Here is a 19,452-nt window from a genome sequence, read left to right on the forward strand (position 1 = left end):
TCGTTCAATCAGTGTCGTCGCTGGCGAAGACGGCTTGAACTAGCCAATGCAAGGAACTGGAAGGCCGCAGCGAACGATTCCGCCGACAGGCTGGGTGGGGCACTCGACATTCTGCGAATGCGGTCGACTCACGCCATCGACAATTTGACTCGCCAGACCAAGCCGCATCTCGAACCGACGGAAACGTCCGTCTATCGGGACATCGAAGGGCTCCGCGGCGAGTTTGAACACGTGACGATCGATCGTGCAAACCAGCGAATTACGGTTCGGACATCAAGTATCTCACTGGAGTACGTTGAACTGGGAAGTTTCGAGATTTTCTTGAACTGGAAATTTATCAAAGAGACGTCGCCCTACGACGTGCTCGCAGTGGAACCGAACTACCCATCATCCAACCACAGCGTTACCCATCCTCACGTGCAAGGCGAATCGCTTTGTGAAGGGGAAGGTTCCGACGCGATCCGGCGTGCCCTCGATGAGGGCCGCATCTATGACTTCTTCTGCATCGTCGATCACGTGCTTCGGAATTACAACCCCGATTCGGCCTACGTGCAAATCGAAGATTGGAACGGAGTCAGTTGCAAAGCATGCGGCGACAACGTCGACCAAGACGAAGTCGTTGGCTGCTGTAAATGTGAAACTGTACTTTGCCTGGATTGCAGCACATCGTGCGATTCGTGCGGCGACCGGTTTTGCAGTGAGTGCATCTCGTCCTGTGATTGCTGTGGCGATGATGTCTGTCAAATGTGCCTGAAGTCGTGCAACGACTGCGGCGATTCTTTCTGTAACACCTGTCTCTTTGAAGGAACCTGTGATGATTGCATCAGCAAACAAAACGAAGCGAGCGAAGAAGAAAGCCGCAACACCGTACAAACGGTCGCTGCGGTTCACGCCATATGCGATGGCAAAGCTACTGTACCTGCGTGACGTCGGCCCCAGCGAAGTCGGGGGGTTCGGCATCTCCAGCGCTGACGATCTGCTACTCGTCGAAGACATCCAACTTGTTGAACAAGTCTGTTCGGTCGTCTCGGTCGAATTTGACGACGACAGTGTCGCGGACTTCTTCGACCAACAGGTCGACATGGGACGACAACCGGAGCAATTCGCCAGAATCTGGATTCACACGCACCCGGGCGCTTCGCCGTCCCCAAGCGGCACGGATGAGGAAACGTTCGAGCGTTGTTTCGGAGGCGTAAATTGGGCGGTGATGCACATCATCGCTGTAGAAGGCAACACCTACACGCGAGCACGTTTCAACGTCGGCCCCGGCACCGAACGACGCCTGCGGTCTCGTGTCGAGTTCGACTTCGAGTTCCCCGCAGCCGATCACGAAGCGTGGTTTATCGAATACTGTGACAACGTGACCGTCGACGATCCGTTTACGTCGCGTCGTCCGTTTGCCGAGTCTTACGACTCGGACTGGTGGGAGCAAGCTCCTTCAGCAGCGGATCGGTGGAGCGACAGTCTTTTGGAGGCAGTCAGTTGAACGCGGCTCAGAATCGTTTTGAACGTCAAAGCCAACTGGTCCCCATGAACCGGTTGGCGGATGTCACCGCAACGGTGATCGGCGTCGGCGCGATCGGTCGACAAGTTGCGTTGCAACTCGCGTCAATCGGAACGCCGCGAATCCAATTGATCGACTTCGATCGCGTTGATTTGTCCAACACGACAACGCAGGGCTACCGAAAGCACGAGGTTGGATGGACGAAGCCGTTTGCCGCGTCACAAGCCATCAACGAAATCGACCCCACCATCGAAGCCACCCGGCTCGAAGATCGTTTTCGTCCGCGCCAAGAGATCGGCAACGCGGTGTTCTGTTGCGTCGACTCGATCGTGGCGCGAACAGCGATTTGGCGTTCGATTCGATCGCGTGTTGGTTTTTGGACCGATGGTCGGATGCTAGGCGAAGTGCTGCGAGTGCTATCCGTCACGGACAGCGATGCCGAAGCCCACTACGCTTCAACACTCTTCGCCACGTCCGAAGCCCAGCAAGGAACTTGCACATCGCGAAGCACGATCTATGCCGCAAGCATCGCAGCGGGGATCATGATCCATCAGTTCACACGCTGGCTCCGCGACATCCCAACCGACGCCGACACCAGCGTAAACCTGCTATCAGGCGAATGGACCGTCCACGACGCTTCCTAATGAAACGAGCAGGGCACAAGCTTTCACCAAGGCACTCAGCCCCAACTCGTTCTCGTACGGAGGTCGAATGGAGGGACTAGCAGGTTGGTTCATCATCGGCTTCGTCGGATGGTGGTTTTACAAAACCGGCAAACGCACCGGCAGCCGCAAGGGCTACGGCTACAACGTCGGACGCAGCCGAAGCAGACGCGATCACCACCGACGCCGCTGACCACCGGAACGTCGTGGCCGCCCTTCGGGGCGGTCGCGGCGTTCCTTTTTTTGCTACCAGAGAATCGCATGTCCAATCAGTCCTTAGCTCAAGCCTTTCAACTCGTTTCCAAATTCTCGGCAGCTAACGCGACAAGATCGACATTGCGAGCCAGAAAGGTAAACGGGCGATCGCGTACAGGATCGTACGCTTCAAAGACGGCTCGCATCGCCTGATCGAGCATGGCTTTTACAAAACGCAGCCCGAGGTGGTCGGAGATCACCAAGAGTTCCGTCTCACCAAGCCCGCCCGATGTGTTCGAGTTCTTTGCAAGGGAATAGAGGTGCCCTTCGTGATACATCGTAAACCAATCGTCCCCGAGCGAACGTCGCGTTTCCTTGACGTCCGTCGGTGCGATCTTCGACTTCAGTACCGTCAACGACCCGCCGGCAATCTCGATTGAAAATCCGTTCAGTTGCAGCATCAGTATCTCGTGTAATTTTGACCTCGGTTGCGGCGCTCAGTTATTTAGTCAACTTCGCGACCGCTTCGATCGCTTTTTCGAGTTCTGGGACCAGCGATTCTTTCGATTTAACAATCGCTTCGCGCAACGCTCCGATGTGCGGAACGGCGTCGATGCGTTCTTCGATGCTGCAGTCGACCAGTGGCTTCCAGTAAATCGACTCGCCGGGCCAGCTGTAGTGCTCGTGATCTTTCGCATAACAAAGCCGCCAACCACCCTTAAGCTTGACCATGCCGACGTACCAGTTGATCTCACCAATGCAATTGCGTTGATCATCTTCCATTCCTTCGGAACGGTAGGCGTGCATGGCGTCGCAAGCCAGCCGCATTGCTTTGAACTAATTTTCCTGATCCTCAATCACCGCTTTCAACTGCTCCAACCGGGCAGTCAGGGCTTCATTAAGTTCTTCGTTGCGCTCATCAATGGTCATTTCAGGTTTCTCCGGCATTTGGAAGGCTCCGACATAGAAGCCGTTGATGCGATTAAATGGCATGAGACATCTCCGACGCCTGCAATTGAACGCGGGCGCAGAAAGTGTCGGCCTTGGGGACACAAGAGAACCGTTCCCTCGTCGCCATCAGGCAAACTCGTAATCAAACGAACTGCATACGGGCTATCGACCCGGCGAGCAGAAAAACCGCCATCACAGCGGCGTGGGGATGGCGTCAACCAACGTCCACATTGAAAGATTCACGCATGCTGATAACTTCGTCAATCCCCTTTCTCTAAGTTTTTTTCCGTCGGAAAACAATGATTGGTTCATGGTCATGGCTACCGCGAAGCCTCATCAAACAATTCGGCGACTTCATCGGCCGTCGTCCAGTACAACTCTTTGCCCGGCGATCCTTCAACCCGACCGCCTCGTTTTTTTAGTACTTTGTGGATCTTGCCTTCGATTGCTCGGCCGTTGTCGCATCGGCCGATGAATTGAATGTGGGCGTCGTGTGCGATCGCCGATGGGAACTGCGATGCAACACGATGCACGGTTCCATCGAGACCGCTCGTGTAGTCAAATTTCATTAGGTACCAGCGAAGCCCGCCAACGACTGCCTCACCGACGGCACTGCGATACGTATACCGTCGCGTGAGTTGATCACTTCGTGCTGCCGGGTGTCTACCTGAGCGCACCTCGCGGTTTGCGTGATCATGCGGACACTCGGTAGGCCCGGAACCCGTCGGTGTTGGCTATTGCTTGCTGCCAATGAGCATTCATTGGCTCGCTGTCGCTTAGGTAGTCGCCACGTAGTTGCAGCACCGCTTCGCCACCCTCGCTGGACCAAAACTTCTCAGTCCCTTTGACTCGGCGACTGACTTGCTTGACCGTCGACTCCATGATCGAACTGGTCAACGGATAGCCATTGCGACGGTAGAGGGGATAGTTCATCCGACCGCGATGATTGCTGTAGTAGACGTGGGATCGTCGAACGATTTCCTTGGGATCACTCTCGCTTGCACCCGACGGTGGAACGCCCAGTTCTTGTTGATGCTCGGCAAGAGAAGCGATCACGCGGTCGACCTCACCTCGCCAAATCCATGTCGCGAACTGTTGGTAGCACTGCCAAGCCGATTCTCGATCGCTGTGAATCGCGCGAGCTGCTGCGAGCGAATACGAAAGGGCGTGCATGATGTCCAGCACGCTGGTGTAGTCGGAAAACCAGGAAGTCTGAAGCTCTTCAATCGCCGACGAACCGTCCGAGACAAATACCTTGTGCGTTGCTTTGCCGAAGCCGCGGTACCAGGCCTGGCTTGCCACTTGGGAACCGAACTCTTTCCAGTTACGACTGCTGGCGACAATCTCTTTGGAGAGCATTTCGCCACGCTCCCAAGGCAGCTCCTGCTCCCTATTGGCTTCTTTGGGAAGAATCGAATTATCGCCCGGAACTTGCCCGATTTCCGCGAGTTTCTTCGCAATGCTGACGTCTTTCAAAAAGTCCGGCAGAGCCGATTGAGGATCATTACCGTAGCTTGCAGCGGTCATCGAAAGCAAGCATGCGATACGGCTTTCACGCCAGAAGCTTCCCGAATCGGGCTTCGCCTCGCCGCGATCAAAACGCTGATACCGACCGCCATCGCACATCACCACTGCGATCGGTGGAACCTCTTGATCGGCTGGTCCACCGCGCAGTTGTTCGGGGATGGGTTTGTCTAAAAACGCTTGTTCAAGAAGACGCATCAGTGCGAGCCGATCTCTCCCGTTGCGCGTCGTCGCTCGGCGGACGCGTTCGGTTTTGATCTCCAAGTCGGCCAAATTCTGAAGGTCTTTGCGTGCCTGTTGGAAACTGGTCGAGTTGCCCCCGGCGTAGACCATTTTTCGTTCCACGCGTGGGCTGACAGTGGCTTCGACGCGGAGTCCCAGTTCAGCGGGCTGGGGGAAAAAAAGACCGGCGACATCGCCGGCAATAGTAGCCTTCAGTAACAAAATCGACCTCTCCTCGATCGGTCAGCAGGACGACCGGTTCGTCGTCATCATCGGGCTCGCGTTTCTTGGGTACCGCTCCACACTCGGGGCAGCGGCACTGAGCTGGCTTGTCGGGAGCATCCTCGGCGGCCTCATTGATCGCCAGGGAAGTGATCAAATCGCCAATCTCGATGGCCTCGTCTTCGATCTCGGCGAAGGTCTTGGATTTCCCATCAGCCTTGAACCGTCCGCCCGTGATTTTCCTAAATTCACGAGCCAGTTCCAAGGCCCGTTTGCGATCTTCATTCGAAAGTGCCATCCCAGCTCTCCTTGCTAGCCTGAATTAAACCTGCCAGCTGGGATTCTGACCACTTTCAAATTAAAACGCCATGCCATTTACAAACCACGAGGTGCGCTCTGTCTACCTGAAAATCATGTCTTCCTATTTACCTTGGCCACTAGCTTTGTTTACGTTTCGGGACTCTTTGAAGTCCTCGGCGGCATTGGCGTTGCGGTCCCGTCTTTGCGGCGAGTAGCGGGATGGGGGTTGACCGACGTGTTTCCAGCGAACATTCACATGTCGGTACACTCAGATTCACTTGCGGGTATTCCCTACTGAACGTTGGCAGCTCGACTGCTCATTGCCCTCAGCCGATGTTAGAATCACAACGGACTATTCATACATGTGCGAAGGGAAACAAAATTGACCGCCACTGAGAAAACAATTCGGGAGAAACTAGCTGCCAATCTTGAGATGATTGAGCCAGGGCTGTCTTTGATTGAACAAGAGTATCACCTTCCGAACGTTTGGGGCGGAAAAGGATTCGTCGACATTCTCGCAAGAGATGCTTCGGACATGCTCGTCATCATTGAGCTCAAAAGAAGCAACAATTCTGCGCGGCAGGCGATCCACGAAATTTTCAAATATGCTGCGCTTTGTCGAGCCCAAATGGGAGTGCCGGATCACAAGGTACGATGCCTTGTGATTTCTACGGAATGGCACGAGCTATTGGTTCCATTTGCTGAGTCTCGCGCAAGGGCGGACATGCAAATGAGCGGATATGAGTTGGTGGTCGATTCTTCAGGGAATCCGACCGTCGTTGCCGAGGTTGTCGTACCAGAACTTACTGGGGCACTGGACCTATTTCGGACCCATAGCAACTTCCTTTTTGCGGACAAAGATGACCGCGATGCGGCTTCCCAGCGGGTGATCGAAGCGGCCAAAGAAAACGGTGCTAGTGGATTCATCACAGTATTGCTTGAGTACGAAGGACACCATCCTGCCGTCATACATCGTTTCAGCGTTTACCTAGTACCGACGGCGATTGCACCCAATTTGAGAAAGCCGCTTGAGCATTTCGTAATGGAGGAAAACGAAGATGCCGAGGAGGGATTCGATCTTCAGTTTGCGATGCAGGAAGAGCTACTTGGTCGCGTGTCGGGCACACTTGGAGCAATTGCAGACGAGTTCTGTATCGGTAGCCCCGAACATTTCTCTGCAATGCTGCATCAGGGATGGAAACCCAAAAAAACACTGAGAGAGGGACAACTTGCATCGTCGGATTTTTACTCCGATGAACAAATCGTGCAAATGATTCACGGAATGGAAGGCGCAAACGCGTTGCAGTTCATGCGAGTTTTCAAGTCGTCGAATCAACTTGATTTCGACGATGCTGTTAAGTCCTCGCAACGCGCGTTGCTTGGAAACGAGAATTGGACGCTGGCGTGCGATGTTTTGTTTAGCAGGGGCAAGCTTGAGACTACTTCCGTTTTCGCGGACATCTACAACTGCCTTTGTCTTCCAGAGACACTCTATGCGATTGCGAAGAATGGCGACTTTGGCTATTCGCCCAAGTTGCAAATTGTCGTCAATCAAAGCGATGGAAAGTCCTCAGAGGCTTTTTCGGGATTCGTTGCTTGGGACGGAGACACCTGTCCTGAGTCACCAGACGTATTCTTCCAATCGCTTTCGGGTGGTCTGGAGAATTTCTACATGCAAAAGCAAGTCGGAGCAGCTTGGCAACTCGACGAGAAAGCGATGCACCTTCATGGGTTGACGTATGGTTTGGTTCGCCTTGCGATTCGGGACGGGGCGATCGCAAGTGGAAGTATTTCGTATGATGGAGGAGAGACATGGCGAGATACCGAGCCTGGTATCCATGCTTGCAACCTCAATGATTTCGTTGAGCGAAACGCGAAATACGTAGATGCGTTCACCAACTACATTGACGGCTACGTCGGCAGATTTTAAGAGTACAATCTGCTGAACAGCCCAGCCTGTTTTCACACCTTGGAACAGTTTAGCTTCACGGTGATGCGGTTCGACAAACCCCAATCAGCTGGAAATCGCCAAGATCGTAACCGGATCAATTCATTCCCGGCAAGAACATCGGACGATGTTCTGAGAGAACAATCCGATCGTCGAGCGTCTGGGGAACGTGAATTCTCTTCTCGCCGGCGGGACCGATGAAGCGGCATGCACTTTCAGCTTTCAGCTCGCCGAGTGACTCGATGATTCGCTGTCTATCCGCTGGTGTTTCATTTGCTACCGATTCAATAAGTTGGCCAACCGTTGGTGCTTCGCCCAGTCTACGAATCTGCGGGCCAAGTTCGTTGAACAAGGCTTCTCGCGTCGCTTGATTGGCTTCCGCATCGAAGCGGAAGATGCTCGATTGGTTCCAGTTTTCACGGTTAAACTCAAGCATCCGTAGGCCGGGAAATCCCTCATGCAGCGAATTGTTTTGATGTCGCCAATGAGTGACTTTCATTACGTCATTCGCCTCCTTGTGGTTACTGAGATGCAAGAGCCAATAGCCCCAGCCGGAATGCTGGACCATAAATGGACTGACAAATTTTGCGACGCAGTTTTGTTTGATCTCGTGCAAGTAATGCGAGACCAGCGACTTTCGCCAATCACTGAGTCGTACAGCATTGTCGCGGGCCGATATTGCGTCGCCGAGATCGACACCAAACTTGTCCGTTGCAACACGAAACGCATCCTTGTCGTTAGCGAACATCGCCAGAGATTCAACGCTGATATTCCAAATGATCTCCGCTTTAGGAAGATGATTTAGAATTCGGTTGCAGTCACGTAGTGTTGCTTGGTTCCAGCCACATTGGTCGAGAAAGAAGATCGCTTTCTGCCGCGGCCGTGATTTGATCCTTTCAAGCACCACCGAAAGAAACCGATCGAATTTCAAATTGTCGACCAGGATTTTTCCGGACTCCACATCTTCGCGGTAGCGAGAGTCGGCCAAATCGGTCTTCAGACGAAGGTGTGCGTCACGGTCGGCATCAGAGAAGTGAAACCTCGCGTTAATTCTGAATGGCTTTGTCTTTTTCGCTGCTATTGCCGCCTCCGAATCACGAACCGCTCCAATCATCACTTTTGGCGAACCATTGATAGGAGTTTTGGTTTCGGCGTCTATCAGCACACCACCCCCAGCAAATGCGTCAATCAGCTCGATGTTCACATAGTCCATCCGCTTCTCTTGCGAGATGGTCGGAAAGTATGCCATCAGATAGTCGCGGAGGATTTCCAGCTTGATGCGACTATGGACCGGACAAAGCGGTGTTCGGCCATCCTTCCATGAGAAAGCGTCTTGTGACTTGACCATATGATCCTCCAAATGATTGTGGTTTGCTAGGTAACCACTTCAGGATAAGCATCCCATGTTTGACCGTCTAGCGTTCGACCCGCGTTGCCTTTGCCCATCCGAACCACCGCTGCATCAGTCTTTCTAGGTTTCTTGTCGCTTCGATCACGGATATCGCCCTGGCGACCTATTTTGACAATTTTTTTCTCAGCCGTTCCCTCCGGTGCCGGCGCGTAATCACCGTACTGTTTGAAGAAGAATGCGGTATCCTGCTTTTCGCACAGTTTCCGCAACTTGCGAAACCAATCTGGATGCGAGGGTCGAGAGCCGGGGCCGCTCTCTCCACCAACAATCGCCCAGTCAATGCCGGTCAGGTCAACTCGATCGACCGGCCCGATCAGCGGCTCAAACGAAATAAACCGGACTGCTGCGGGCACCTGGCGCAAATGATCGACCCGGAAGGTGTAGTCTTGCGATTCGACACTGGTCCCTATCCAAACGTTGTCTGGCCAATCGAAGCGGTCAGCTTCCCGAGCGAGTCGCTGTGATCGCTTAGTGAGAATTTGAAATTGATGCCAGTGTGCCCGCCGACAAACGTCAAAAACCCGTTCGATGAACTCGACGGGGACATCGCGGTGGAATAAGTCGCTCATTGAGTTGACAAACACTTTACGTGGTTTTTTCCACGACAGAGGCTTTTCCAGCACGTGATCGTGAGTCGTTAGCTCGAAAGCGTTGCGATAATTATCGACACCCATCGCCTGCAAACGATGCGACATTCGCAAGGCATAGCAATTCTCACAACCAGGGCTGATCTGGGTACATCCGGTCACCGGATTCCAGGTCTCGTCGGTCCATTCAATGTCTGACATCGTTCTCTCCTCCCTGGAGATAAGGTTACGAGCCAGCCGTGACACGTCTGGTCACGGCAGTGTGTATTTTTTCCGTCGATTTTAGCAGAACAGCGAAACCGAATCTTCGCCAGTTTGACGGGGAAAGGCAACGAAGGGCCAGATTGCTACAATCTCGGGCCGACGAAAGCGGCGAAACACGCGAAATCAGAGGGGTTTGTAACGCCGGGAGATATACGCCCACCCGCGTCGACATATCCCAAGTCACCGAACTCCTCGAAACCCACCCTGCCGTCGGCAACGTCCGCCAGCTCAACGACGGCCGGTTCACGGTCTTTCAATAGCAGCAACAATGCAAGAGTGTACTTCCGCGAAAAACTATGGTGGTTACCGCGATGAGCCAAGCTGCCAAAGTCCCGAAGTAGATCGTAAGCAGTGACACCGTTGAAAAGTGAAGCTACTGTCGAGCTCGCACTGAACACTAATTAAAACGCCGGAGGCACGATGCCTTTGGCTTTGAGGGCCGCGAGGTACTTGTCTGGTTCGGCGACCAGCTTTTTGGCGCAGCCGGGGCAGCAGATGTAGACGGCTTTTCCGTTGACATTGACCTTGCCTGGGACGCCCATGCCGCCCAGCGGTTCGTCCATCACCGGACAGGTTTTCTGTGCGGCGATGGCCGCGGCGTCGGCAAGCGTGGATTTGAAAACGCCCTCGCGGACTTGTTCACCTTTGGCGGTGTAGTACTTGGTGAGGTACTGGTCGGGTGAGGCTTCGACTTTCTTGGTGCAGCCCGCACAGCAGACGAACAGTGACTTGTTACCGATCGTGACCTTGGGCGGCTTGCCCATGGTGCCGAGCGGTTGGCCGCTGACGGGGCACGTGGCTTGGAGGATGATGAGGAGTTCGTCAGAGAGCTTACCGCTGGCGAGTTTTCCTATCGTATGGAAGACCAGAGGCTGGCTTCCGATGTCGGTAATCTCGACATTCATGTGTAACGGTTGGTCAACGACTTTGGAAAGGTCGATGCCGACGCCGATCGCGAGGTTCTTGAGCTTTTTGAGTTGGTAGGTGTATTCCTTTTCACCTTCGCCAACTCGCAGTTTCAGTGTGCCTGTGGCATTCGGTGGCGCGATGGGCTGATCGTTCTGGCCGAGGATCATGAACATGATTCCCTTTTCGGCGATCACCGTTTCGACTCGGCTGTCGCCAACAGTTTGCACAGTGCCGCCGTGTGGGCCAGTTGCCGCGGCGGCGTGGCTGTGGCCAGCGTGGTCGTCGGCCGCGTGGTCGTGCGCGGCGTGGGTGTCCTGTGCAGTCGAGAGTTGGGGCGACGTGAGCAGCGTGGCTGCGACGATTGCGGTGAGGATACGAAGTTTCATAGAGATTGGCCTTGGAAATTTGTGAGGGGGTTGAGCGGCGAACGCAAGATTACTTTTTGAGCTTGGCGAGGTACTTGTCAGGGTCGGCGAGGAGTTTGTCTTTACAGCCGTCGCAGCAAATCCAGACGGACTTGCCATTCACGTCGACCTTCTCGGGGGCTCCCATGGTGCCGAGCATTTCGCCGCTGACGGGGCACATGTGTTGGGCCATGGCGGACTCGTAATCTTGGGGCGATAACTCTTTCAAACCCGACATCATCTTGGCCATAGGCGAATCGGCATCGGCGGTGGCTTGGTCGCCGTGATCGTGATCGGCATGGTCAACGTGGTCGTCAGCCGTGTCGCTGGCGGGAGTCGCGGGTGGCGTCACAGGATCGGATTCGGGCGAGTTGCAGCCGTAAATGCCGACGATGAGCATCCCGCCGAGTAGGAAAGGGATAAATTTCGAGAGTCGCATGGGGTTTTGCCTTCGTGGATGAGGAGGGCGGATTTTTCGATTGACGTGCATTTGGATGCTTGGGGGGGCGATTTCTTCACGCGGAACGAAAAAATTCTGCTAATTCACCTAAATGCGTGAAGAAACGCCCGCTTCGGGCATCCAAAACCACATCAGCAGAAACATCTCGCAGAGAATGAGTGGGTTATGTCAACCAATGATTGCAAAACGGTGCAGCCATACCTGTCGGCTTATCACGACGGCGAGCTGTCGGCTGGACAAGTGGCAACTGTCACTCAGCACGTTGAGTCATGCGAATCGTGTGCGGCTGAGTTGAGTGCGTTCAAGTCACTCGGGTCGGCTTTCGCACAGGCACCTATGCCCGCAAAACCGTCTGATCTATGGCAGCGGATTGAGCGTGAACTTCCAACGGCCGCCGAACCGGTGACGTTGTCGAAACGATTCAGCGTTTGGGTTCGCGAGTCGTCATACGGTGCTGGGCTGGTGTCGATGGCGGCGTCCGTTTTGGTGCTGCTGGGTGCAGGGCTGTGGTACGGCGAAGAAAGAGGGGGAGTGAAGGAGATGGGGAGTGGAGGAGCAATGGCGATGCATTCGCACGATGGCGAAGAAGCGATGTCGGCTGAACACATGGTCGAGTTCGCGGGCGTGATGGACGACTATTTGCAGAAATTGCCCAGCGATCCAGACGGAGCGGAACAGATGCTGCTTACCAAGTACGACGGTGAAAAAGTCGACGCGGACGGAGCAGTAAAGTTGGTCGGCTATCGTCCCATCGTTTCGAGTGGATTGCCCCAGGGCTATTCGTTGGCGTCGACCAGCGTGTTGAAGATGCCTTGCTGCACTTGTGTGAAGGCAGTTTGCAAACGAAGTGACGGGTCGACGCTGGTTCTGTTTGAACACGACGACGAAGAGACGGCTTGGTTTGGCGATCGCCGCCAGAGCATGGCGATGTGCGGCGACAAAGATTGCTGTCTCGTCGATCTCGATTCCAGCATCGCGGCAACTTGGAAGCAAGGCACTCGAAGCGTCACAGCCGTTGGCGTTCGCGACCAAGAGGAAGTGGCGAAGCTGGTGACCTGGTTGGACAAATCCTAAAGCGAACTCATGAACGAATTTTTCAAACAACACCGCGGGAAACTCTGGATTGCACAAGCGGTGGCGTTTGTGCTGCTCGGTGTCTTCGTTGCATCTTGGTTTAGCGGCAGTTCGGATGAGCCGAAAGTTTCCACGACTTCTGCTACGGCGAACTCGGAAGCAATGCAAAGTAAGCCGTCGATCTGGACTTGCAGCATGCATCCTCAAATACGTCGCGATGGTCCGGGCAAGTGTCCGATCTGCGGAATGGACTTGGTCCCGGTCAGGGAGTCGGCCGACGGAGTTCGCACCGTTTCGATCAGTTCAGAAATCAAAAGTCTGATGAACGTGCAAGTGAGTCCCGTGCGTCGGCAATACGTGACGGCCGAAATTCGCATGGTCGGCAAAGTTGACTACGACGAAACTCGCCTCGCCCACATCACCGCGTGGGTTCCCGGTCGCTTGGAACGCATGTTCGTTGACTTCACCGGCGTCGAAGTCAAAAAAGGCGATCACATGGTGCAAATCTACAGCGAGTCACTCTACACCGCACAAGAAGAACTGTTGGCGGTTACCAAGCGTGATCGACCGCAGAATTCTTCACGATTCATCGAACCACTCGATCTCGCCGAGTCCGCGCGTGAGAAGCTGCGTTTGCTCGGTTTGACAACGGAGCAGATTCAAACCATCGAACAACGCGGCAAGTCTTCCGAAACGGTCACGATCTATTCGCCCGTCGGCGGTGTCGTGGTTGCGAAGAACAGGCAAGAAGGCGACCGCGTTCAAACGGGCGACCGCATCTACACTGTCGCTGACTTAAAGGTCTTATGGGTTCAGATGGATGCTTACGAATCCGACTTGGCTTGGTTGCGGTACGGGCAGGACGTAGAGTTCACAACAGAAGCTTATCCCGGCGAATTGTTCCGCGGCCGAATCGCGTTCATTGACCCGGTGCTAAACGAAGACACTCGGACGGTGAAGGTGCGAGTCAACGTACCGAACGATGATGGTCGCTTAAAACCGGAAATGTTCGTGCGAGCAATCGTGCAGAGTGACATCGCGGCGGGCGGTCGAGTGCTCAACGCTTCGCTGGCGGGAAAGTGGATCAGCCCGATGCACCCGGAAATCATAAAAGACCAACCGGGCGATTGTGACATTTGCGGCATGCCGTTGGTGCGAGCCGAGTCGCTTGGCTATGTCACGGCGGAGCCGACGAGTGCCGCGAAGCCGCTGATCGTGCCGGTGAAGGCTGTGTTGCTGACGGGAACGCGAGCGATTGTGTACGTCCAGATTCCCGACGCGGACAAGCCGACTTACGAAGGTCGCGAGATTGTGATCGGTCCGCGTGCCGGCGACTTCTACCTAGTGAAGTCGGGGCTCGAAGAAGGCGACTTGGTCGTGACCAATGGCAACTTCAAACTCGATAGTGCGCTGCAGATTTCTGCGAAGCCTTCGATGATGACGCCTCAAGGTGGCGGCGGCGGTGGGCACAATCACGGAGGCATGGAAATGCCAAAGGCAGACGACGGCGTCACGATGGACGCGAGTCCGATGAACTTGGTGCCAGCGGTACGGGATGCGATGCAAGGAGTTGTTGAGCAATACAAAACGATTCAAGAAAAAGTTGAAGCTGCGAACCTCGCAGAGATTCGCGAAGGCTATGACCAACTCGGTAAAGCTGTCGAGGCAGTGCCGGCGGACTTGATCGGCCCACAAATGCGACCGCAGTGGTCCGAGGTCGCGATGCTATTGCGGAACGATGTCACTGAAGGCCGCGAGGTCAATTCCATGCGTGAAGCCGATCGGGTCTTCGCGTTAACTCGGCAGCACATTGATCAGATGAAGGCTCAGTTCCCGTTGCCGATGTCACACGACGAAATGCAGATGCCGGCGATGGCGAACATGGATGCTCCGCCTGAAGTCGCTGAGCAACTCAGTGGTTTTGTCGCTCCCTACTTGAAACTTAGTCAAGCACTCGCGACAGACGATCTGGAAGTCGCGAAGCGAGCGGTTGAGCCGTTGCATCAGCGATTGGCGGGCTTGCTGCCGATCGTCTCCGAAGCCAAAGCGGCCGAGGTGTGGAGCAAAGAGAAACGCGACTTGTCCGAGATCATTGCAAGATTGCAGAAGGCAAACGACCTCGCCGCCTTGCGTAGCGGGTTCGCGTTGCTGTCCGAACAGATGTTGAGCCTCGAGCGGATGTTCGGTCTGCCGACTGACGAAACGCTTTATGAGCTTCATTGCCCGATGGCGTTTGAGGGACGTGGTGCATCGTGGATTCAGACCGACGATGCGGTTCGTAATCCGTACTATGGCGCGTCGATGCTGAAGTGCGCCGACAAAGTCGAAAAGTTGTAGGCCATGCAATACAACATGACTGACAGCAATGTATCCATTGAGAACGCGAAACGCACGATGCTCGGTCGGCTGATTTGGTTCTGCCTGACCAACAAGCTGGTCGTCCTGTTGCTAGTGATTGCGACGCTGGGTTGGGGCGTCATGGTCGCGCCGTTCGACTGGGACACCGGCGCGTTCCCTCGCGATCCCGTTCCCGTCGACGCGATTCCCGACATCGGCGAGAACCAACAGATTGTGTTCACGAAGTGGATGGGACGCAGCCCGCAGGATGTCGAGGACCAGATCGGCTATCCACTGACTGTTGCGCTGCTGGGCATCCCCGAGGTCAAGACGATCCGCAGCTATTCCATGTTCGGGTTCTCGTCGATCTACATCATCTTTGGCGAAGACGCGGACTTCTATTGGTCGCGAACTCGTGTGCTGGAGAAGCTAAACAGTCTGCCGGCTGGAACGCTGCCGGATGGAATCCAGCCAACACTTGGTCCTGACGCCACGGCACTTGGGCAGATCTTTCTCTACACGCTCGAAGGCCGCGATCCGGATGGCAACCCGACCGGCGGTTGGGATTTGCGTGAGTTGCGAACGATCCAGGATTACTACGTTCGCTATTCGTTGACGTCGGCTGAAGGCATCAGCGAAGTGGCCTCGATTGGCGGCTTCGTTCAGGAGTACCAAATTGACGTCGATCCCGATACGATGCGGGCCGCCGGCGTGACGTTGGCAGGCGTGTTCGAGTCGATTCGCATGACGAATGTGGACGTGGGTGCTCGAACGATCGAGCTAAACAAAGCCGAATACGTGATCCGCGGTCTTGGCTTCATCGAGAATATCGAAGACATCGAGAAGACGGTCGTGAAGGTTACCGACAACGTGCCGATCACGGTCGCCGACGTTGCCCACGTGTCGCTTGGGCCAGCGCTGCGGCGTGGTGCGTTGGACAAGGCCGGCGCGGAAGCGGTTGGCGGTGTCGCGGTGGTGCGCTACGGATACAACCCGTTGGCAGCAATCAAAAACATCAAACAACGAATCCAAGAGGTATCGCCCGGCCTGCCGACGAAGGTGTTGGTCGACTACCAGAAAACGACCGCTGACGAGGTTGACCTGTACGCGGATCGCAACGGGCTTAAATCCATCACCGGAGCGACGACCAGCAGCGACGCTTGGGTGAAACACCTTCGCGGCATGTCGCAGGACAAATGGCCCACTTGGATCACGACCAGCCAAGTCGCCGTCGTGCCGTTCTACGATCGAACCGGTTTGATCTACGAAACGCTTGGCACGCTCAACACGGCACTCGTCGAAGAAATCTTGGTCACCATCATCGTGATCTTGGTGATGGTCGTTCACCTGCGCAGTTCGTTTTTGATCAGTGCGCTGTTGCCGCTTGCCGTGCTGATGTGCTTCATCGCGATGAAAACATTCGGGATCGATGCCAACATCGTTGCGCTGTCGGGCATCGCGATCGCGATCGGGACGATGGTCGACATGGGGATCATACTTACCGAGAATATTCTCAAATACCTGGATGAAGCTGCGCCGGAAGATGACAAGCTGACGGTGATCTTCAAAGCGGCGCACGAGGTTGCCGGTGCGGTGTTGACTGCCGTGACGACCACCGTGGTTAGCTTCCTGCCCGTGTTCACGATGATCGGTGCGGAAGGGAAACTGTTTCGGCCGTTGGCGTTCACCAAGACATTCGCGTTGGCAGCGTCAGTGATTGTCGCATTGACCATCATTCCGCCGGCGGCGCATATCTTGATGGGCGGCCGAATCGAATCGAAAAGCCTGCGCCGGGGAGCTTGGTTTGCCTTGCTGATCCTGGGCATCGCCGCGTCAATGATGTTGACTTGGTGGGTGGGAGCAATCTTGATCGGATTGTCCGCCTACAAGTTGTGGGAAGAACGCATCCCCGAACGGTTCCAGCGATACGGACCTTACGGGGCCAGCGCCGTTGCCGCGTTGGTCGTGGGTGTGCTGCTGACGCAAGAGTGGTTGCCGCTGGGGCCGCAGAAAGGCTTGCTGCTGAACCTGCTTTTCGTGGGCGGCTTGATTGGCGGCATTCTCGGATTCTTCACGCTGTTCCAACGGTTTCTGTACGAACCGATCCTACGCTGGTGTTTGAATCACAAGCTCGCGTTCTTGACGCTGCCAACAGCGATCTTGCTTTTCGGTGGATCCGCGTGGCTCGGATTCGACATAGTGTTCGGCGTCGTGCCCAAGACGCTATCGCTGGTCGGCGTATCCGAAGCGTCCGTTCGCGGCTCACGACCGTGGCGAGCAGCAACGAACGTCCTACCGGGACTCGGCAAAGAGTTCATGCCGCCGCTTGATGAAGGCTCGTTCCTCTACATGCCAACGACGATGCCGCACGCTTCGATCGGCGAAGCGATGGATGTGTTGCAGTTGCAGAATCAATTGCTTGTTTCGATCCCCGAGGTCGAATCGGTGGTGGGCAAGATCGGCCGCGCCGACACGCCACTCGATCCCGCTCCGGTGTCGATGATCGAGACCTACATCACTTACAAGTCCGAATATAGATCGGACGAAGACGGCCATCGGCTGAACTTCCGCTATGACGAGGAAACCGGCGATTTTGTCCGTGATGAATCGGGAAAGCTGATTCCCGACTCCAATGGTCGTCCATTCCGACAATGGCGTGACGAAGTTCGCACGCCGGATGACATCTGGCAAGCAATCACGACAGCGGCCCAGATTCCCGGCACGACTTCGGCACCCAAGCTGCAACCAATCGCAGCTCGGATCGTGATGCTGCAAAGCGGCATGCGTGCGCCGATGGGAATGAAGGTCAAAGGCCCTGACCTAGAAACGATCGAGCGGGTTGCCTTGGAGCTGGAATCGTTGCTGAAGCAAATTCCGACCGTTCAATCATCCGCCGTCATCGCCGACCGCATCGTCGGCAAGCCGTACTTGGAAATCGACATCGACCGTGATGCAATCAAACGCTACGGACTGCACATCCGCAGCGTGCAGGACGTGATCGAAGTCGCGATCGGCGGCCGGCAAATCACAACGACTGTTGAAGGTCGCGAACGATTCCCCGTCCGTGTGCGTTACGCCCGTGAGTTGCGCGACGACCTCGAATCGCTCGAGCGAATATTGGTCCCAACCCCGATGGGGCCGCAGATTCCACTCGGGCAACTCGCCGACATTCGCTACACACGCGGCCCACAGGTCATCAAGAGCGAAGACACCTTCTTGCTCGGTTACGTTCTGTTCGACAAGAAGCCTGGCGAAGCGGAGGTCGATGTGGTCGAAGATGCTCAGGCGTTCTTGCAATCGAAGATCGACTCGGGCGAGTTCACGCTGCCAGCCGGTGTGACGTACACGTTCGCGGGCAACTATGAGAACCAAATTCGATCGCAGAAAACGCTAGCGATCGTTCTGCCGCTAGCACTGGGGATTATCTTCTTGATCCTGTATATGCAGTTCAAATCAGCCATCACGACATCGCTGGTTTTCAGTGGCATCCTGATCGCGTGGGCGGGCGGCTTCATCATGCTGTGGTTGTACGACACCGAATGGTTCCTCGATTTCAGTTTGCTCGGCGCGAATATGCGTGAGCTGTTCCAAGTCAAAACAATCAACCTAAGCGTTGCCGTCTGGGTCGGCTTCCTTGCCTTGTTCGGAATCGCCAGTGATGACGGTGTCGTGATCGCTTCGTACCTCGACGAGAGCTTCCGCAAGGATCACATCGAAAACGCCAAGCACGCTCGCGAAGCCACCGTCACCGCCGGGATGCGCCGCGTACGACCGTGTTTGATGACCACGGCAACCACACTGCTAGCACTCATCCCAGTCCTCACCTCCACCGGTCGCGGCAGCGACATCATGGTGCCGATGGCCATCCCCAGCTTCGGTGGCATGACGATCGAGATCATGACGATGCTGGTCGTACCGGTGCTTTATTGCAGTGCGATGGAGTGGAAGTTGCGGTTAGGGATTAAAGATGAGCGGTTCGCGGAAAACTCGTAGCGGAAGTCGTCAAGACTTTCGACCCTTCAAGCACCATCCACCGAAACTCTTAACGAGTTCCGCTACCCACTCTGTTTATTTTGGCATCGGCCTTGCTGATAAGCTGTTTTCAACCTATGCTAGATTCCAACCGCTACTCTAGAAAAAGCAATAACCGGACGCGTTTCCGAATGTTTCGCCTGCTTCTCGTATCGTTTATCGCACTTCGTGTGATCGCCTGCCCAGTATGCTGTGCGGGTGGCGATGCGCATGCAGTGAGTGCTGAAGCTGCGATCACGGATCCTTGCGATTGTTGTTGCTCAAAGAGCCAAAGCAAACCGTGTGGCGAGGGTGAACAGTCTCCGATCGAGTCGCCTTGTCCGTGTGAATCCGGCTGTGAATGCCAAGTCGCACCAGGGATAAACCATCGGGTAATCGTAGACGTTCAGTGGATGCTGGACTTCGAGCCTCTCTGTTTGGACCCGGTTGGTCTACCCGAAGCTTTT

Annotated in this window: 18 protein-coding genes and 1 pseudogene; 9 read left to right on the plus strand and 10 right to left on the minus strand. The window is 55.2% G+C overall.

What is annotated here, in order from left to right; translation table 11 throughout:
* The 4 genes from Q31b_RS14905 to Q31b_RS28260 form a co-directional block, all read left to right on the plus strand.
* Positions 1-927, plus strand: a 927-nt coding sequence (locus Q31b_RS14905) for a hypothetical protein (RefSeq protein WP_146600499.1), incomplete at its 5' end; no start/stop codon positions are given.
* Entirely contained in the window at positions 902-1,486 is a 585-nt protein-coding gene (locus Q31b_RS14910; RefSeq protein ID WP_146600500.1) for a Mov34/MPN/PAD-1 family protein, read from the plus strand. The genes Q31b_RS14905 and Q31b_RS14910, both read left to right, overlap by 26 nt.
* On the plus strand, positions 1,483-2,148 hold the full coding sequence (locus Q31b_RS14915) for a ThiF family adenylyltransferase (RefSeq protein ID WP_231617591.1): 666 nt from the start codon (positions 1,483-1,485) through the stop codon (positions 2,146-2,148). Before Q31b_RS14910 ends, Q31b_RS14915 begins: the two co-directional genes overlap by 4 nt.
* A 67-nt stretch (positions 2,149-2,215) precedes the next feature.
* On the plus strand, positions 2,216-2,359 hold the full coding sequence (locus Q31b_RS28260; protein WP_197171573.1) for a hypothetical protein: 144 nt from the start codon (positions 2,216-2,218) through the stop codon (positions 2,357-2,359).
* Between the two features lie 97 nt (positions 2,360-2,456).
* Here Q31b_RS28260 and Q31b_RS14920 read toward each other — a convergent pair whose 3' ends face one another.
* The 6 genes from Q31b_RS14920 to Q31b_RS14940 form a co-directional block, all read right to left on the minus strand.
* On the minus strand, positions 2,457-2,822 hold the full coding sequence (locus Q31b_RS14920; protein WP_146600502.1) for a hypothetical protein: 366 nt from the start codon (positions 2,820-2,822) through the stop codon (positions 2,457-2,459).
* Positions 2,823-2,862: 40 nt separating this feature from the next.
* Complete coding sequence (locus Q31b_RS14925; RefSeq protein WP_231617592.1) at positions 2,863-3,189, minus strand: hypothetical protein; 327 nt, start codon at positions 3,187-3,189, stop codon at positions 2,863-2,865.
* A gap of 9 nt (positions 3,190-3,198) precedes the next feature.
* Positions 3,199-3,354, minus strand: coding sequence for a hypothetical protein (locus Q31b_RS28265; protein ID WP_197171575.1), 156 nt, complete (start codon positions 3,352-3,354; stop codon positions 3,199-3,201).
* Positions 3,355-3,632: 278 nt separating this feature from the next.
* A complete protein-coding gene (locus Q31b_RS14930) occupies positions 3,633-3,881 on the minus strand; it encodes a hypothetical protein (protein WP_197171577.1) in 249 nt (82 codons plus the stop codon).
* Positions 3,882-4,005: 124 nt separating this feature from the next.
* Positions 4,006-5,280, minus strand: coding sequence for a hypothetical protein (locus tag Q31b_RS14935; RefSeq protein WP_231617593.1), 1,275 nt, complete (start codon positions 5,278-5,280; stop codon positions 4,006-4,008).
* Positions 5,219-5,578 carry a hypothetical protein gene (locus Q31b_RS14940; protein WP_146600506.1) on the minus strand — a complete coding sequence of 120 codons (360 nt, stop codon included), beginning with the start codon at positions 5,576-5,578 and terminating at the stop codon, positions 5,219-5,221. Before Q31b_RS14940 ends, Q31b_RS14935 begins: the two co-directional genes overlap by 62 nt.
* Before the next feature lie 366 nt (positions 5,579-5,944).
* Between Q31b_RS14940 and Q31b_RS29650 the strand changes: the two are divergent.
* A pseudogene (locus Q31b_RS29650) lies at positions 5,945-6,238 on the plus strand (endonuclease NucS domain-containing protein); the annotation flags it as partial.
* A 3-nt stretch (positions 6,239-6,241) separates the two neighbouring features.
* A complete protein-coding gene (locus Q31b_RS14945) occupies positions 6,242-7,510 on the plus strand; it encodes a hypothetical protein (protein WP_231617594.1) in 1,269 nt (422 codons plus the stop codon).
* A 115-nt stretch (positions 7,511-7,625) separates the two neighbouring features.
* On the opposite strand, the gene tcmP is transcribed toward Q31b_RS14945, so the two are convergent.
* The 4 genes from tcmP to Q31b_RS14965 all read right to left on the minus strand — a co-directional run bounded on the left by tcmP (position 7,626) and on the right by Q31b_RS14965 (position 11,542).
* The gene (gene tcmP, locus Q31b_RS14950; RefSeq protein WP_146600508.1) at positions 7,626-8,876 is read right to left on the minus strand and encodes a three-Cys-motif partner protein TcmP; all 1,251 of its coding nucleotides are present in this window, start codon (positions 8,874-8,876) and stop codon (positions 7,626-7,628) included.
* A 26-nt stretch (positions 8,877-8,902) separates the two neighbouring features.
* A complete protein-coding gene (locus tag Q31b_RS14955; protein ID WP_146600509.1) occupies positions 8,903-9,727 on the minus strand; it encodes a DUF5131 family protein in 825 nt (274 codons plus the stop codon).
* Between the two features lie 464 nt (positions 9,728-10,191).
* Positions 10,192-11,085 (minus strand): hypothetical protein, encoded by an 894-nt coding sequence (locus Q31b_RS14960; protein WP_146600510.1) that lies wholly within the window; start codon positions 11,083-11,085, stop codon positions 10,192-10,194.
* Positions 11,086-11,134: 49 nt separating this feature from the next.
* Complete coding sequence (locus Q31b_RS14965) at positions 11,135-11,542, minus strand: hypothetical protein (RefSeq protein ID WP_146600511.1); 408 nt, start codon at positions 11,540-11,542, stop codon at positions 11,135-11,137.
* 186 nt (positions 11,543-11,728) lie between these two features.
* Between Q31b_RS14965 and Q31b_RS14970 the strand changes: the two genes are divergently transcribed.
* Genes Q31b_RS14970 through Q31b_RS14980 form a run of 3 tightly spaced genes read left to right on the plus strand, consistent with a single transcriptional unit; the run spans position 11,729 to position 18,967 of the window.
* Entirely contained in the window at positions 11,729-12,637 is a 909-nt protein-coding gene (locus Q31b_RS14970) for an anti-sigma factor family protein (protein WP_146600512.1), read from the plus strand.
* A gap of 9 nt (positions 12,638-12,646) precedes the next feature.
* Positions 12,647-14,974, plus strand: a complete 2,328-nt coding sequence (locus tag Q31b_RS14975) for an efflux RND transporter periplasmic adaptor subunit (RefSeq protein WP_146600513.1) — start codon at positions 12,647-12,649, stop codon at positions 14,972-14,974.
* 15 nt (positions 14,975-14,989) lie between these two features.
* Complete coding sequence (locus Q31b_RS14980; protein WP_146600514.1) at positions 14,990-18,967, plus strand: efflux RND transporter permease subunit; 3,978 nt, start codon at positions 14,990-14,992, stop codon at positions 18,965-18,967.
* Positions 18,968-19,452 lie beyond the last annotated feature (485 nt).

The organism is Novipirellula aureliae, assembly GCF_007860185.1.
GTDB classification, from domain to species: Bacteria; Planctomycetota; Planctomycetia; order Pirellulales; family Pirellulaceae; genus Novipirellula_A; species Novipirellula_A aureliae.